Below are 12,450 nucleotides of genomic sequence, written 5' to 3'. Positions count from 1 at the left end.
TCAGTTCTCCTTGCCGGCTCTGAGGCGGTCGTAGTACACAGCTGGGACGGCGTCGGGGTAGGCCCGCTGGGTTCCTCTGGCCACGATCGTGGCGAGCACCGCCTTGGCGAGGTCGCCGGGGAGGAAGGCCGCGGTCAGCAGGGCGGCCTGGCCCAGCGTGACCCCTCCGACGACCGCCCACATCGGCACTCCGACGAGGTAGACCGCCCCGATGCCACCGGCCAGGCAGGCTACCAGCAGCCGGACGAAGCTCGGGCTGCGGCCGCCGCGCTCGACGATCCAGCCGGTGAGGGCCGCGCCGGGCAGCCAGCCCAGCAGGAAGCCCACCGTCGGCGTCGCGAACACCGCCAGCCCGCCCCGCCCGCCGGCCAGCAGCGGCAGCCCCACCGCCACCAGCGCGATCAGCACGGCCACGGCGAGGGCGGCCCGCCATGAGCCGAGGATGGCGCCGGCGAGCATGACGCCCAGCGTCTGGAGGGTGATCGGCACCGCGCTGCCGAAGACGTTCAGGGCGCCGGGCAGGCCGAGTACGGCGATCAGCGCCGCGAAGACGGCGACCCGGGCCACGTCAGCGGCGGTCAACAGCCGGAAGTGGGGCATTCCATCTCCTCGATCCGCGTTCGGGGTGCGGATCCGATCCCACACCACTACGCCCGGGTACATGCATAGCGGGTTGCCACAACGTTCCTTTGTCAGAGATGTCGCAGGCGGATGGGGGCGCCCGGAGATCGATGCGGGCGCGCAGGCATAGATGGGCCCGTCCTGGCTAGAGATACCTGCGACGAGAGGACGGCGATGGCATCCAGCGGTCTTGGCGGGATCGCCGAGTGGGCGACGGGGCTGATGGAGACGCTGGGCGCTCCTGGCGCGGGCATCGCGGTGGCGTTGGAGAACTTGTTCCCTCCGCTGCCCAGCGAGGTCATCCTGCCCCTGGCGGGGTTCACGGTGAGCAAGGGCGACCTGGTCCTGTGGCAGGTGCTGCTCTGGACGACGGTGGGCTCGGTGGTCGGGGCGCTGGTGCTCTACGGCCTCGGCGCGCTGCTGGGCCGGGACCGCATGCACGCCCTGGTCGCCAAGGTCCCGCTGGTCAAGTCCGAGGACGTGCGGAAGACCGAGGCCTGGTTCGCCGATCATGGCCGCAAGACGGTCTTCTTCGGGCGCATGATCCCGATCTTCAGGAGCCTGATCTCCATCCCGGCGGGGGTGGAGCGCATGCCGCTGGTCACGTTCGTGGTGTTCACCGCGATGGGCAGCTTCATCTGGAACACGTTGCTGGTCATGGGCGGCTACCTGCTCGGCGAGCAGTGGTCGCTGGTGGAGACCTACGTCGGCGTCATCACGTACGTGGTGATCGGGCTGGTGGTGCTGGCCGTCGGGGTGTTCGTGTGGAAGCGGCTGTCGGAGAGGCGCAAGGCGCCCCAGGGGTAACCTGGGCGTTCGTGACCATCCGACCAGGCGCCGCGGACGATGTGGAATCGATCGCGGAGCTGCACACCGAGAGCTGGCGAGCGGCCTATGCCGGCATCATGCCGGCCGACTATCTCGACGGCCCGCTGCTCGCGATCAACCTGGAGCTGTGGCAGGCCAGGGTCGACAGCGAGCGCTACCTCAACGGCGGGCCGCCCTCCTGCCTCCTGGTGGCCGAGGGCGACGACCAGGACATCACCGCCTTCGCCTACCTCACCCCGCAGCGGGACGAGCGGATCCTGCTCGACAACCTGCACGTACGGCCCGGCAGCAAGCGCTCGGGCATCGGGCGCCGCCTGATGCTCCGCGGCCTCGGCTGGGCGGCCGAGCACCACCCGGACCAGCCGGTCTACCTCGACGTGCTGCGGGACAACACCCCGGCGCGGGCCTTCTACGAGCGCATGGGAGGCAGCGCCGGCAAGGCGTACGTGGAGCGCTTCCACGCCGGGTTCGACCTGGACATGCTGGAGTACACCTGGAGCCCGGCCGCCGTACAGGAGGTCACAGGCGATCGGTGAACCAGTCGCCGGCGAGCCCCGCGACCCGCTCCAGCGCGCCCGGCTCCTCGAACAGGTGGGTGGCCCCCGGCACGATCTCCAGCCGGCTCTCGCAGCGCAGGTGGCGCCGCGCCTCCTGGTTGAGCTCGACCACCTGCTCGTCGTGGCCGCCGACGATGAGCAGCGTGGGCGCCCGTACGTCCGCCAGCCGCGCCCCGGCCAGGTCGGGCCGCCCGCCTCTGGAGACGATCGCGGCGACCTCCACGCCCGGCTCGGCCGCCGCCCACAGCGCGGCGCCGGCGCCGGTGCTGGCGCCGAAGTAGCCGATCGGCAGCCCCGCCGCCGTCGGCTCCTCCCGTACCCGGTCCGTCGCCTGGAGCAGCCGGCCGGCCAGCAGTTCGATGTCGAACACGTTGGCCCGGTCGGCCTCCTCCTCCGGTGTCAGCAGGTCGAACAGCAGCGTGCCCAGCCCCGCCTCGTTGAGCGCGCCGGCCACGTACCGGTTGCGCGGACTGCGGCTGCTGCTCCCGCTGCCGTGCACGAACAGCACCACGCCCCGCGCCTGATCGGGCACCACCAGCTGCCCCGAGACCTCGACGACCATCTGCCGCACCTCCCCGTCACCAGGCTCCTACCCCAGGAACAGCGCGGTCACGAACTGCAGGACATGCCAGGAGCCGTAGCAGCCGAGCGCGGTGAACGCCCACTCCTTGGCCAGGGAGGCCCTGGAGACCAGGCGCAGCGTCTCGACCGGCTCGCGCCGCCGCCGTGCCGAGCGGGCCAGGAAGTACGCCGACATCAGCCAGGCCGTGGCCGAGCCGGCGAGCAGCGCGCCGGACAGGGCGAAGAGCAGCCCGGAGACGGGCATCGCGTCGCCGGGGGAGAGCTGGCGCAGCCAGGCGGCGGGCACCCCGGCGAGCAGCGCGAGCGTGATCCACCTGTCCTTACTGGCCTGCCGCTTGAGCGACCACAGGTCTCGACGCAGAGAATTTCTGAGCATCCGGATCACCTCCGCTTGACGTTGCTGTGACGCCAGCTAACGGGAGATGCCGGAGAAGATCTGCGACCTAAGACTTAGAAAATCACGACATTTCGCGGAGTTCTGCGGCGGCCTTCCGCGACTCGAACACATCGCCCACCTCGTCCAGGATCCGCACCGCCTCGCCCAGGTGGCGTACCGCCGAGGCCGCGTCGCCGCGCCGCCACTGGATCAGGCCCAGCGCCCGCAGCGCACAGCCCAGGTCACGGCGGGTGCCGCAGTCCAGGTGCACCTCCCGGGCCTGGGAGGCGAGCACGTACGCCTCGTCCGGCCGGTCGAGGTCCAGCAGGATCATGGCGAGCGTGGTGAGCGCGGCCGCCCACCGATCCCGCGTGCCGCTCCGGTGCTGCGACTCGACCGTCCGCCTGGCGTACCCGACCGCCTCCGCCGTCCGGCCCGCCAGGTGCAGCGCCTGCGCGACCGACAGCAGCGCGCTGGCCCTGTTGTCGCGGGCCTCCTCCCGCAGCGCCAGCGACGCCTTGGCCGCCCGCAGCGCGTCGCCGTGCAGGTTCAGCGAGAGGTACGTGTACGCCAGCGTCTCCTGGACGTCCGCCTCGGCCCGGCGGTTGCCGATGCCCTGCACGATGTCCAGCGCCTCCAGCGCGTACACGAACCCCACCTGCGGCAGCCCCTGCCGCCGCCGCACCCGCGCCAGCCGGTTCAGCATGCGCGCCTCGACGGGCAGGTCACGGATCACCCGGCTGATCGCCAGCGCCTGGTTCAGGTAGTCGTCCGCGCGCAGGTAGTCGGCCAGCCGCCAGTGCACCAGCCCGATGTCCCCCAGCGTCTCGGCCTTGCCCTGCTCATGGTGCAGCTCAAGTTGTACGGCCAGCGCCTGCTCGTAGTGGTCCAGGGCCTCGTCGTAGCGGGAGCCGTTGCGCGCGATGCGGCCCAGCGTGCACAGGGCGCGTCCGCATCCGTGCTGGTCACCGGTGGCCGTGTAGCCGGCCAGCGCCCGCTCGGCGTCCCGCTGGGCGTCCTGCGGCAGCCGCAGCGAGTCGTAGATCTCGGCCAGGCAGAGCAGTGTCTCGGCCTCGGCGTGCTCGTCGCCGAGCCGGTGGCAGATGGACAGCGCGTCCAGCCCCTCAGACAGCGCGGCGTTCGGCTCGCCGAGGCTCTGCCGCACCCTGGCCAGGATGATCTGGCTCTGCGCGATCCCGGCCAGGTCGCCGATCTCCCGGTAGAGCTCCAGGGCCTGCCCGGCGTGCTCCAGCGCGAGCTCGTGCCGCTCCTGCGACAGGTGCAGCCGGGAGAGCGTGTGCAGGCTCCCGGCGACGCCGGCCGGGTCGCCGATCTCCCGGTAGAGCTCCAGCGCCTCGGCCGCGCAGGTGAGCGCGTCCTCGCTGTTGCCCGCGATGCCGTGCACGTCGGCGAGGTCGTTGAGCGCGCGCGCCCGCCCCTCGCGGTCGCCGAGCGTGGCGAAGTCGGCCAGCGCCTCGCCGATGTGCCGGGCGGCGGTGGTCGACGGGCCGATGTCGCGGTGGATCGAGCCGAGGTGGCTGCGCATGCGCGCGATGGCCCGCCGGTTGCCGATCCGCTGCGCGGAGCGGAGCCCGGTCTGCTGGATCTCCAGGTTGTTCTCGTAGTAGCGCAGCCGCCTGAACGGCTCGAACACCGCCTCGGCGAGCTGCCAGGCGAGGCCGTGCGCGCCCGACTCCTCCGCCAGCCGCACCACCGAGACCAGCGCCCGTCGCTCGGCCTCGAACCACTCGACCGGCGTGTCAGCGGCGGCGGCGACCGTCAGGTAGTGGTCGAGCAGCCGCACCCGCGCCTCGCGCACCCCCGCCTCGGCGTGCCTGCCCAGCTCCCTGGCGAGCCGTTTGACCAGGTCGTGCACCCGGTAGCGGGGCCCCGGCATCGGCTCGACCAGATACGCCCGGTGCAGTCCCTCCACCGCCATGACCGCCTCGCTCACCGGCACGCCCAGCGCGGCGGCCAGCACCTCCGGCGCGAAGGGGCCGCCCGGCAGCAGTCCGACATGCCGGAAGGCGCGGCGCTGCGGCGGGTTGAGCGACTCGTAGGCCAGGTCGAGCGCCGAGCGGAAGGCCTCCTCCGGGTCGCCGGAGAACGTCTGGTGCCGATCCGGCCGGCGTAGCTCCTGCACCCTGGAGGCCACGCTGAGCTCCGGATGCTCGGCCAGCTTGGCCGCCGAGATGCGCAGCGCGAACGGATGGTAGGAGCAGACGCGGGCCAGCTCGGCCAGCCCGTCACGGTCGGCCGCCCGTGGCGAGTCCTCGCCCAGCAGGGCCACCAGCAGCGCCACCGCGTTGCCCGGATCGAGCACCGGCAGGTCCATCAGGTCGGCGTGCCCGGTGGCGCGCAGCGGCGCCATCCTGGTCCTGCTCGTCACCACCACCACGCAGTCCTTGCTGCCCGGCAGCAGCGCCCGCACCTGCGCCGGGTCGGCGGCGTTGTCCAGGATGAGCAGCAGCTTGCGACCGGCGAGCCTGCTCCGGTAGAGCAGCATCAGCTCGGCCTCGTCGGCGGCGGGCATGTGCTCGCCCACGCCGAGCGAGCGCAGGATCTGCCCGAGCGCCTCGGCCGGGGTCATCGGCGGCTGGCTGGGCGACTGGCCGCGCAGGTCGATGACGATCTGCCCGTCGGGGAACCGGTCGGCGTGCACGTGCCCCCAGTGGGTGACCAACGCCGTCTTCCCCACTCCCGGCAGGCCCTGGACCACCATCGTGTTCGTCCTGCGGGGCCGCTCCAGCCAGCCGGTCAGCTGGTCCAGGCTCTGCTGCCGCCCGGTGAAGTCCGGCAGGTCGGCGGGCAACTGAGCGGGGCGCGGCACCTCGCCGGCGAGCATCGGCTCGGCGGGCGCGCCGGGTTTGCTGAGGAACGCGGTGATCCGCCCCTCCCATCGGGCGGCCAGATGTTCCCAGCTCCCCGCGGCGCCGCGTAGCGCGACGGGGTCGGCGATCCGCAGCCGCCGGTACCCCGGCCGCACCACCCAGCCGCGCCGCGCCCACTGGGCGAGCTGCCGCTGCACCACGTCGGGAGAGCTGCCGACCAGGTCGGCCAGCGTCTCCATGGACAGCGGCGGCGCGCTCTCGGAGGCCAGCCCGTAACGCTCGTCCAGGTTCAGCAGCCACACGGCCAGCCGCGCCGCCACCGGCGCCCGCGCCAGCGCCTCATGCCTGCGGGCGGTCAGGTTCCTGGCGAACAGCTCCTGCACCAGGGCGGTCGCCACGCCGGGGGCCGCCGCGACGTGCTCGCGCAGCCGCCGCATGTCGATGGGCCAGGCCCGCACCTCGGTCAGCGCGTCGATCCGCACCCGCTCGCCGGCGTTCCAGAACGCCAGCTCGCCGACGAGATCCCCGCCGGCGCGCAGGTCGTGGATGACCTCACGGTCCCCGGCCGGTACGTACTCCCGCGCGTAGCCGTAGTCGAGCAGGTAGACGCGGTTGGCGGCGCGCAGCGGCGAGCAGATGTACTCGTTACGCCGATAGACCCGGGGGCGGGCGCCCTCGTCGACGAGCGACCTGAACAGATCCACCGACACCACCCAGTCTCCGGTCAATCCCCGGGACGGCGGTGTCCGCGACGCGACAGTCACATGACAGATCTACGGAAGATCTGTCACAACAGTGCACTCCGGACGGAGGCGCCTGTCAATATCGCCGGCGGCTCTCACACGTGGGCCTGCTCGGCGCGGTCGGGCACGAACCGGTAGCCGACGTTGCGCACGGTGCCGATGAGCGCTTCGTACTCCGTGCCGAGCTTGGCGCGCAGCCGCCGCACGTGCACGTCCACGGTCCTGGTGCCGCCGAAGTAGTCGTAGCCCCAGACCTCCTGCAGCAGCTGGGCGCGGGTGAACACCCGGCCGGGGTGCTGGGCGAGGTACTTGAGCAGCTCGAACTCCTTGAACGTGAGGTCGAGCACCCGGCCGCGCAGCCGGGCGGTGTAGGTGGCCTCGTCGATCGACAGGTCACCGCTGCGGATCTCGTCGGGCACGTCCTCCGCGGCCGCCTGCGAGATGCGGCCGATGGCCATCCGCAGCCGCGCCTCCACCTCGGCCGGGCCCGCGCTGTCGAGCAGCACGTCGTCGACCCCCCACTCGGCGGTCATCGCCGCCAGCCCGCCCTCGGTGACGATCACCAGCAGGGGGCAGTCGATGCCGGTGGTGCGGATCAGCCGGCACAGGCTCTTGGCATGCGCCAGCTCCTTACGGGCGTCGACCACGACGGCGTCGGAGGGTGGCGCGTCGATGAGCGCGGACGCCTCGGCCGGCGCGACGCGGACCGAGTGGAGCAGCAACCCCAGCGCCGGCAGCACCTCAGCGGACGGCTCGAGGGCGTTGGTCAGCAGGAGCAGGTTGCTCATATCGGCCTCCTCAAACACGCAAGGACCCGGGGGCTACATCGCCCAGGTCCCGTAGGCGAGGATATCCCACGAGTAACCGGAGTCCATTGCGCGTCCACCGAGTGAACAGCACCTACCGTGAAACGGTCAGGTTAATCGCGACGCACAATGGTTCCTGAGCGAGGGTGAGGAGCCTATGGCCATGGGAAAAGTGCGATATTGGGCGGCGGCGAAGGAAGCGGCCGGAGTCGCCGAGGAGTCGTTCCACGCCGCCACACTGGGCGAACTCATGACGCAAATCACAGAAAACCGCCCAGAGCTCGCGCGTGTCGTGACCAGATCCTCGTTTCTGATCGACGGTTCTCCGGTGGGAAAACGACCGCATGACGAGGTGATTCTCGGCGACGGGGTGACGGTGGAGGTGCTGCCGCCGTTCGCGGGCGGGTGAAACGGCCGCTTTGGTGGGGAATGAGGCTTGAGTCTGGTCGATAAGCTCATGACCCCCGCATGAGACAGGGAGCCCGATGCGCAAGCTGCTCGTATTCCTGATGGTGTTGATCGTCCTTCTCGTCGTCGTCGACCGTGTCGCCGTCGCCGGCGTGCAACGTGACCTCGCCAACAGGATCGCTGCGTCGGCCGACCTCGACAACGCCCCCACCGTCACCATCGAAGGCATCCCCTTCCTCACCCAGGCCGTCTCCGGGCACTATCCGGAGGTGCGGTTCGACCTCGGCACGGTTCGCTACGGTGACGTGCCGGTCAGCGGCCTGCGCGGCGCCGCCTACGGCGTCACCGCCCCGCTGGCCGACGTCCTGCAGAACCGGGCCGACATCAGGGCCGAGCGGCTGACCGTACGAGGCACCCTGAGCAGGGCGACGATCGACGCGCACGCCCCGAAGGGCGTGAAGATCACCGGGAACGGCGAGCGGCTCGTCGCCTCCGGCGAGCTGACGGTCGGCGCGAACAAGGTGAAGTTCGACGCCGAGATGCGGGTGGAGCTCGTCGACGGCGGCATCAGGCTCCAGGCGGAGAAGATCGAGGGCGTGCCCGACCAGGTCGCGGGCTTCGTCAACTACACGATCCCGTTCCAGGGCAAGCTGCCCTTCGACGTGAAGGTGACCGGCGTGCGGAACGTGGCCGACGGCCTGGAGTTCACCGCCGAGGCGACCGACGTGCCGCTGCGTGGATGACCGCTGTGGATGACCACCGTGGATGACCCCGTGGATGACATCTGTGGCTGACATCGAACCGGGACGCCGTGCCGTACGTCATGAGGGTGTGAGCCCAGCTGACACCGCCGACGAGGAACTCGTGAGGACCCTGTTCGACGAGCACGCCGGGCCACTGTACGGATACGTGCTGCGACTGACGGGTGACTCGGGACGGGCGGAGGACGTCGTGCAGGAGACGCTGCTGCGGGCCTGGCGGCACCCTGACGCGCTCGCCGACCGCCCCATCCGCGCGTGGCTGTTCACAGTGGCGCGCAACATCGTCGTCGACCAGCACCGGGCGCGCAAGGCGCGGCCACCGGAGACCGGTGACGAGGCGCTGGCCGTGCTGCCCGCCGACGACGAGCTGGAGCGCGCGGTCGAGTCGTGGGCCGTGGCGGAGGCGCTCGCGGCCTTACGGCCCGAGCATCGGGACGTGCTCATGGAGGTCTACTACCGGGGGAGATCGGTGAGGGAGGCGTCGGCGAAGCTCGGCATCCCGCCGGGCACCGTCAAGTCGCGCACCTACTACGCGCTGCGGGCGCTCAAGCTCGCGCTGCAGGAGCGGGGGCTCGCGCCGTGATGACGTGTGAGGAGGTCCGGCTGGCGCTGGGCGCGCACGCGCTCGGCGCGCTGGAGCCCGAAGAGGCCGAGGAGATCGACACCCATGTGGCCACCTGCGAGGAGTGCGGCGCGGAACTGCTGGACCTCGAAGGGGTCGCGGGGTTCCTGGGCAAGGTCTCCGAGGCGGACGTCGTGCTGGTGGCCAGCCCGCCGCGGCAGGTGCTCGATCGGCTGCTGCTCGACCGGCTGCTGCGGGACCGCGCCAGGCGGCACAGGCGCGGGCGGCTGCTGATCGCCGTGGCGGCCTCCGCGGCGGTGCTGGTCGTCGGCGGCACGGTGTGGACCGTCACCCAGCAGGGCGGGGGCGCGCAGAGCGGCGCCTCGGCGCCCGTGGCCGACAGCCCTCAGCGGGAGGCCGCGCCGTACGTCGCCTCGGAGGACAGGAGCGCCGAGGACGATGCGAGCGCGTCCGACGAGGCCGACTCGTCCGTCGAGGCCAAGAGGGCGCTCCCGAGTGCGAGCCCGAAGCCGACCCCGAGCCGGTCCGAAGCGCCCAGTCTGCTGCGGACGGTGGAGGGCGAGGAGTTCGCCGGGGCCGACGAGGCCGCCGGCTACCGCGCCACGGTGTCCGCGAGCCCGGCGGGTGGGGGGACGGATCTCCTGGTACGGATCGACGGCGTGCCCGTGGGCACGACCTTGAGGCTCCTGGTCGTCGGCGCGGACGGGCAGCGGGAGCGCACCCAGTCATGGACGATCAGCCGCAAGACCTACGAGGACAAGGCCGTCTTCCCGCGTTCGACGCGGATCCCGATGGAGTCGATCGTCCGGTTCGAGGTCGTCGACGCGACCGGCAGGACGCTCGTCACGGTGCCCGTGCGGAAGTAAACGGCGCTCTGGGTGGTTGCACCGGAGATGACGGGTTTGTGGGTGGTGCTGGTGACGCTGGCGCTGGGGTCGGTGATCGGGCTGGTACGGCTCCGCCGCGACGGGCGACTGCGCGACTTCACCGCCCGGCGCGGGCCTGTGGGGTCCTCCCGGTGGGCCTCGACCCGGTCTGTGGGTGTTCCGGCCGATGAGGACGGTGAGCGGATGGCGGGCGGTTCGGCTGACCGAGCTAGTGGTGGCTTGGACGGGGGTTCGGGTGATGCGGGGAGCTCGGGCGGTGGTTCGGGTGATGCGGGGGGCTCGGGCGGTGGTTCGGGTGATGCGGGGGGCTCGGGCGGTGGTTCGCCGGATGGAGGGGGGTCGGTGAGCCGGCTCACCGGGGGTGATCTGGGGGCGCCGCTGGGAGAGCGGGCCACGCTGGTGCAGTTCTCCAGCGCCTTCTGTCAGCCGTGCCGGGCGACACGCCGGGTGCTGGCCGACGTGAGCGCTCTGGTGCCCGGGGTCGCGCACGTGGAGGTCGACGCCGAGTCCCGCCTGGACCTGGTGCGGCGGCTCGACGTGCTGCGCACGCCGACGGTGTTCGTCCTCGACAGTTCCGGAAATATCATGAAAAAGGCCTCGGGCCAGCCACGCAAGGCCGACGTGCTGAACGCGCTCGCCCAGGCCGTCCCCGCCGCCCCTCCACAGAACCGCCCGTACGACCCGTCTCATGGCACGTCTCAGGACTCGGACGAGATGTGACAGATGCCGAGACGACGAGTACTGTCGTCACCATGAACCCATCGACAGAGCTGCTGACGAAGCGGCGCGCGGTTGATTTCTGCCGCGTGGCCACCGCGCTCTGTCGCGCTGCCTGAGGACGGTCTCGCGCGGATATTCGATCCGCCCCAATCCGACCCCTTCAGGGAGCATCCCACGATGCGTACCGACCCTAGAGCGTTGCGCTTCGGCGCGGCCTTGACCACCGCGATCCTCGCCCTCGTCCTGGTGACGGGCAGCGCTTGGCTGCTCGCCGCCCAGACGGTGGTGTTCGCACTCGGCACGACCGGCCGCTCGCCGTACGGAATGCTCTTCAAGGCGCTCGTCAGGAGCGTCCCGAAGGAGACCGAGGACGCCCGCCCGCCGCGCTTCGCGCAGGGGGTGGGGCTCGTCTTCGCGGTCGCGGGGCTGGCCGGATACGCCCTGGGGATCACACCGCTGGCCATGGTGGCCACGGCTGCGGCTCTCCTCGCCGCATTCCTCAACGCAGCCTTCGGATTCTGCCTTGGCTGCGAGCTGTACCTGCTGATTCGCCGTCTACTACCCGCCGCCAAAATGGAGGTTTCCCAATGAGCCGCTCTGCCGTCCTGGTAGATGCCGAATGGGTCGAGTCCAACCTCGACACGCCCGGGATCGTGCTCGTCGAGGTCGACGAGGACACCAGCGCCTATGACAAGGGCCACATCCGTGGTGCCGTGAAGATCGACTGGAAGCAGGACCTGCAGGACCCGGTCCGCCGTGACTTCGTCGACAAGACGGGATTCGAGGCCCTGCTCTCCGAGCGCGGCATCTCCAACGACGACACCGTCGTCCTCTACGGCGGCAACAACAACTGGTTCGCCGCCTACGCCTACTGGTACTTCAAGCTGTACGGCCACGACCAGGTGAAGCTGCTCGACGGTGGCCGTAAGAAGTGGGAGCTCGACTCCCGCCAGCTGGTCAAGGACGTGCCGCAGCGCGACAAGACCCAGTACGTCGTCTCCGGCGAGGACACCAGCATCCGCGCCTTCCGCGATGACGTGGTGGCCGCGATCGGCAAGCTCAACCTGGTCGACGTCCGCTCGCCCGACGAGTTCACCGGCAAGCTGCTCGCCCCGGCCCACCTGCCGCAGGAGTCCGCGCAGCGCGGCGGCCACGTGCCCACCGCCCGCAACATCCCGTGGTCCAAGGCGGCCAACGACGACGGCACCTTCAAGTCCGACGACGACCTGCGCAGCCTCTACGAGGCGGCCGGCGTCGACTTCGCCAAGGACACGATCGCCTACTGCCGCATCGGCGAGCGGTCCGCGCACACCTGGTTCGTGCTGCACGAGCTGCTCGACCAGGCGAACGTGACCAACTATGACGGTTCATGGACCGAATACGGCTCGCTCGTGGGCGTGCCGATCGAGCTGGGAGAGGCCCGCTGATGACTGCACAGGGTTGCGGAGCGCCGGAGCAGACGATCGCGCTGCCGGCCGGAATCGATCTTTCCAACCAGGCCGTGATCCAGGGCCGGGTCACCGGCGCCGGCACCGCCTACGCGCGGCTGCTGGACCACACCGGTGAGTTCACCGGCGAGGTGGTCGTGTCCGACGAGGGCGTCTTCCGCTTCTTCGCCGGCCCCGGCGACTGGACCGTCCGCATCATCGCGGGCGGCGGCGTCACCAGGGACGTCCAGGTGGAGGCCAAGCTCGGCGAAGTGTCCGAGCTGGCTGTGGCCGTCTGACCCGTTCTTCAGTGAAAGGCC

The 12,450-nt window shown here is 71.1% G+C and carries 16 protein-coding genes; 11 read left to right on the top strand and 5 right to left on the bottom strand.

The window, feature by feature from the left end:
• Positions 1–600 (bottom strand): biotin transporter BioY, encoded by a 600-nt coding sequence (locus ACTMTF_RS37125; RefSeq protein WP_441114846.1) that lies wholly within the window; start codon positions 598–600, stop codon positions 1–3.
• A 195-nt stretch (positions 601–795) separates the two neighbouring features.
• Here ACTMTF_RS37125 and ACTMTF_RS37120 point away from each other — a divergent pair, with 195 nt between their 5' ends.
• Positions 796–1,428, top strand: a complete 633-nt coding sequence (locus tag ACTMTF_RS37120) for a DedA family protein (protein WP_441114845.1) — start codon at positions 796–798, stop codon at positions 1,426–1,428.
• Positions 1,429–1,439: 11 nt separating this feature from the next.
• The gene (locus tag ACTMTF_RS37115; RefSeq protein ID WP_441114844.1) at positions 1,440–1,985 is read left to right on the top strand and encodes an N-acetyltransferase family protein; all 546 of its coding nucleotides are present in this window, start codon (positions 1,440–1,442) and stop codon (positions 1,983–1,985) included.
• Here the strand turns inward: ACTMTF_RS37115 and ACTMTF_RS37110 are convergent.
• The 4 genes from ACTMTF_RS37110 to ACTMTF_RS37095 all read right to left on the bottom strand — a co-directional run bounded on the left by ACTMTF_RS37110 (position 1,969) and on the right by ACTMTF_RS37095 (position 7,326).
• Positions 1,969–2,568 carry a dienelactone hydrolase family protein gene (locus ACTMTF_RS37110; RefSeq protein ID WP_441114843.1) on the bottom strand — a complete coding sequence of 200 codons (600 nt, stop codon included), beginning with the start codon at positions 2,566–2,568 and terminating at the stop codon, positions 1,969–1,971. The two genes, ACTMTF_RS37115 and ACTMTF_RS37110, sit on opposite strands and share 17 nt — an antisense overlap.
• Positions 2,569–2,595: 27 nt before the next feature.
• Positions 2,596–2,964, bottom strand: coding sequence for a hypothetical protein (locus ACTMTF_RS37105; RefSeq protein ID WP_441114842.1), 369 nt, complete (start codon positions 2,962–2,964; stop codon positions 2,596–2,598).
• Between the two features lie 82 nt (positions 2,965–3,046).
• Positions 3,047–6,499, bottom strand: coding sequence for a tetratricopeptide repeat protein (locus tag ACTMTF_RS37100; RefSeq protein WP_441114841.1), 3,453 nt, complete (start codon positions 6,497–6,499; stop codon positions 3,047–3,049).
• Positions 6,500–6,633: 134 nt separating this feature from the next.
• Positions 6,634–7,326 carry a response regulator transcription factor gene (locus tag ACTMTF_RS37095; RefSeq protein ID WP_397010993.1) on the bottom strand — a complete coding sequence of 231 codons (693 nt, stop codon included), beginning with the start codon at positions 7,324–7,326 and terminating at the stop codon, positions 6,634–6,636.
• 175 nt (positions 7,327–7,501) lie between these two features.
• Here ACTMTF_RS37095 and ACTMTF_RS37090 point away from each other — a divergent pair, with 175 nt between their 5' ends.
• From ACTMTF_RS37090 to ACTMTF_RS37050, 9 genes are all read left to right on the top strand, one after another.
• Positions 7,502–7,753: a MoaD/ThiS family protein gene (locus tag ACTMTF_RS37090; protein WP_441114840.1), complete on the top strand. Its 252-nt coding sequence runs from the start codon at positions 7,502–7,504 to the stop codon at positions 7,751–7,753.
• 76 nt (positions 7,754–7,829) lie between these two features.
• Positions 7,830–8,495, top strand: coding sequence for an LmeA family phospholipid-binding protein (locus tag ACTMTF_RS37085; protein ID WP_441114839.1), 666 nt, complete (start codon positions 7,830–7,832; stop codon positions 8,493–8,495).
• Between the two features lie 88 nt (positions 8,496–8,583).
• Positions 8,584–9,096 carry a sigma-70 family RNA polymerase sigma factor gene (locus tag ACTMTF_RS37080; protein ID WP_441114838.1) on the top strand — a complete coding sequence of 171 codons (513 nt, stop codon included), beginning with the start codon at positions 8,584–8,586 and terminating at the stop codon, positions 9,094–9,096.
• Positions 9,096–9,962, top strand: a complete 867-nt coding sequence (locus ACTMTF_RS37075; RefSeq protein WP_441114870.1) for a zf-HC2 domain-containing protein — start codon at positions 9,096–9,098, stop codon at positions 9,960–9,962. The genes ACTMTF_RS37080 and ACTMTF_RS37075 overlap by 1 nt, the downstream gene beginning before the upstream one ends.
• Positions 9,963–10,325: 363 nt before the next feature.
• Complete coding sequence (locus tag ACTMTF_RS37070; RefSeq protein WP_441114837.1) at positions 10,326–10,703, top strand: TlpA family protein disulfide reductase; 378 nt, start codon at positions 10,326–10,328, stop codon at positions 10,701–10,703.
• A gap of 32 nt (positions 10,704–10,735) precedes the next feature.
• Entirely contained in the window at positions 10,736–10,819 is an 84-nt protein-coding gene (locus tag ACTMTF_RS37065) for a putative leader peptide (protein WP_350668905.1), read from the top strand.
• A gap of 61 nt (positions 10,820–10,880) precedes the next feature.
• Positions 10,881–11,294 carry a DUF4395 domain-containing protein gene (locus ACTMTF_RS37060; protein WP_397010983.1) on the top strand — a complete coding sequence of 138 codons (414 nt, stop codon included), beginning with the start codon at positions 10,881–10,883 and terminating at the stop codon, positions 11,292–11,294.
• Positions 11,291–12,130: a sulfurtransferase gene (locus ACTMTF_RS37055; RefSeq protein WP_397010981.1), complete on the top strand. Its 840-nt coding sequence runs from the start codon at positions 11,291–11,293 to the stop codon at positions 12,128–12,130. Before ACTMTF_RS37060 ends, ACTMTF_RS37055 begins: the two co-directional genes overlap by 4 nt.
• Entirely contained in the window at positions 12,130–12,429 is a 300-nt protein-coding gene (locus ACTMTF_RS37050; RefSeq protein ID WP_397010979.1) for a DUF1416 domain-containing protein, read from the top strand. Before ACTMTF_RS37055 ends, ACTMTF_RS37050 begins: the two co-directional genes overlap by 1 nt.
• Positions 12,430–12,450 lie beyond the last annotated feature (21 nt).

Origin of the sequence: Nonomuraea sp. ZG12 (assembly GCF_052068115.1) — a bacterium.
Classification (GTDB): Bacteria; Actinomycetota; Actinomycetes; order Streptosporangiales; family Streptosporangiaceae; genus Nonomuraea.
This window is presented reverse-complemented; position numbering and strand designations above follow the sequence as displayed.

Excerpts from the sequence above, each read along its gene's own strand:
- ACTMTF_RS37065 (WP_350668905.1), top strand. The coding sequence starts at position 10,736 with ATGAACCCATCGACAGAGCTGCTGACGAAGCGGCGCGCGGTTGATTTC.
- ACTMTF_RS37105 (WP_441114842.1), bottom strand. The coding sequence starts at position 2,964 with ATGCTCAGAAATTCTCTGCGTCGAGACCTGTGGTCGCTCAAGCGGCAG.
- ACTMTF_RS37120 (WP_441114845.1), top strand. The coding sequence starts at position 796 with ATGGCATCCAGCGGTCTTGGCGGGATCGCCGAGTGGGCGACGGGGCTG.
- ACTMTF_RS37095 (WP_397010993.1), bottom strand. The coding sequence starts at position 7,326 with ATGAGCAACCTGCTCCTGCTGACCAACGCCCTCGAGCCGTCCGCTGAG.
- ACTMTF_RS37090 (WP_441114840.1), top strand. The coding sequence starts at position 7,502 with ATGGCCATGGGAAAAGTGCGATATTGGGCGGCGGCGAAGGAAGCGGCC.
- ACTMTF_RS37055 (WP_397010981.1), top strand. The coding sequence starts at position 11,291 with ATGAGCCGCTCTGCCGTCCTGGTAGATGCCGAATGGGTCGAGTCCAAC.
- ACTMTF_RS37050 (WP_397010979.1), top strand. The coding sequence starts at position 12,130 with ATGACTGCACAGGGTTGCGGAGCGCCGGAGCAGACGATCGCGCTGCCG.
- ACTMTF_RS37125 (WP_441114846.1), bottom strand. The coding sequence starts at position 600 with ATGCCCCACTTCCGGCTGTTGACCGCCGCTGACGTGGCCCGGGTCGCC.
- ACTMTF_RS37085 (WP_441114839.1), top strand. The coding sequence starts at position 7,830 with ATGCGCAAGCTGCTCGTATTCCTGATGGTGTTGATCGTCCTTCTCGTC.
- ACTMTF_RS37075 (WP_441114870.1), top strand. The coding sequence starts at position 9,096 with ATGACGTGTGAGGAGGTCCGGCTGGCGCTGGGCGCGCACGCGCTCGGC.
- ACTMTF_RS37110 (WP_441114843.1), bottom strand. The coding sequence starts at position 2,568 with ATGGTCGTCGAGGTCTCGGGGCAGCTGGTGGTGCCCGATCAGGCGCGG.
- ACTMTF_RS37060 (WP_397010983.1), top strand. The coding sequence starts at position 10,881 with ATGCGTACCGACCCTAGAGCGTTGCGCTTCGGCGCGGCCTTGACCACC.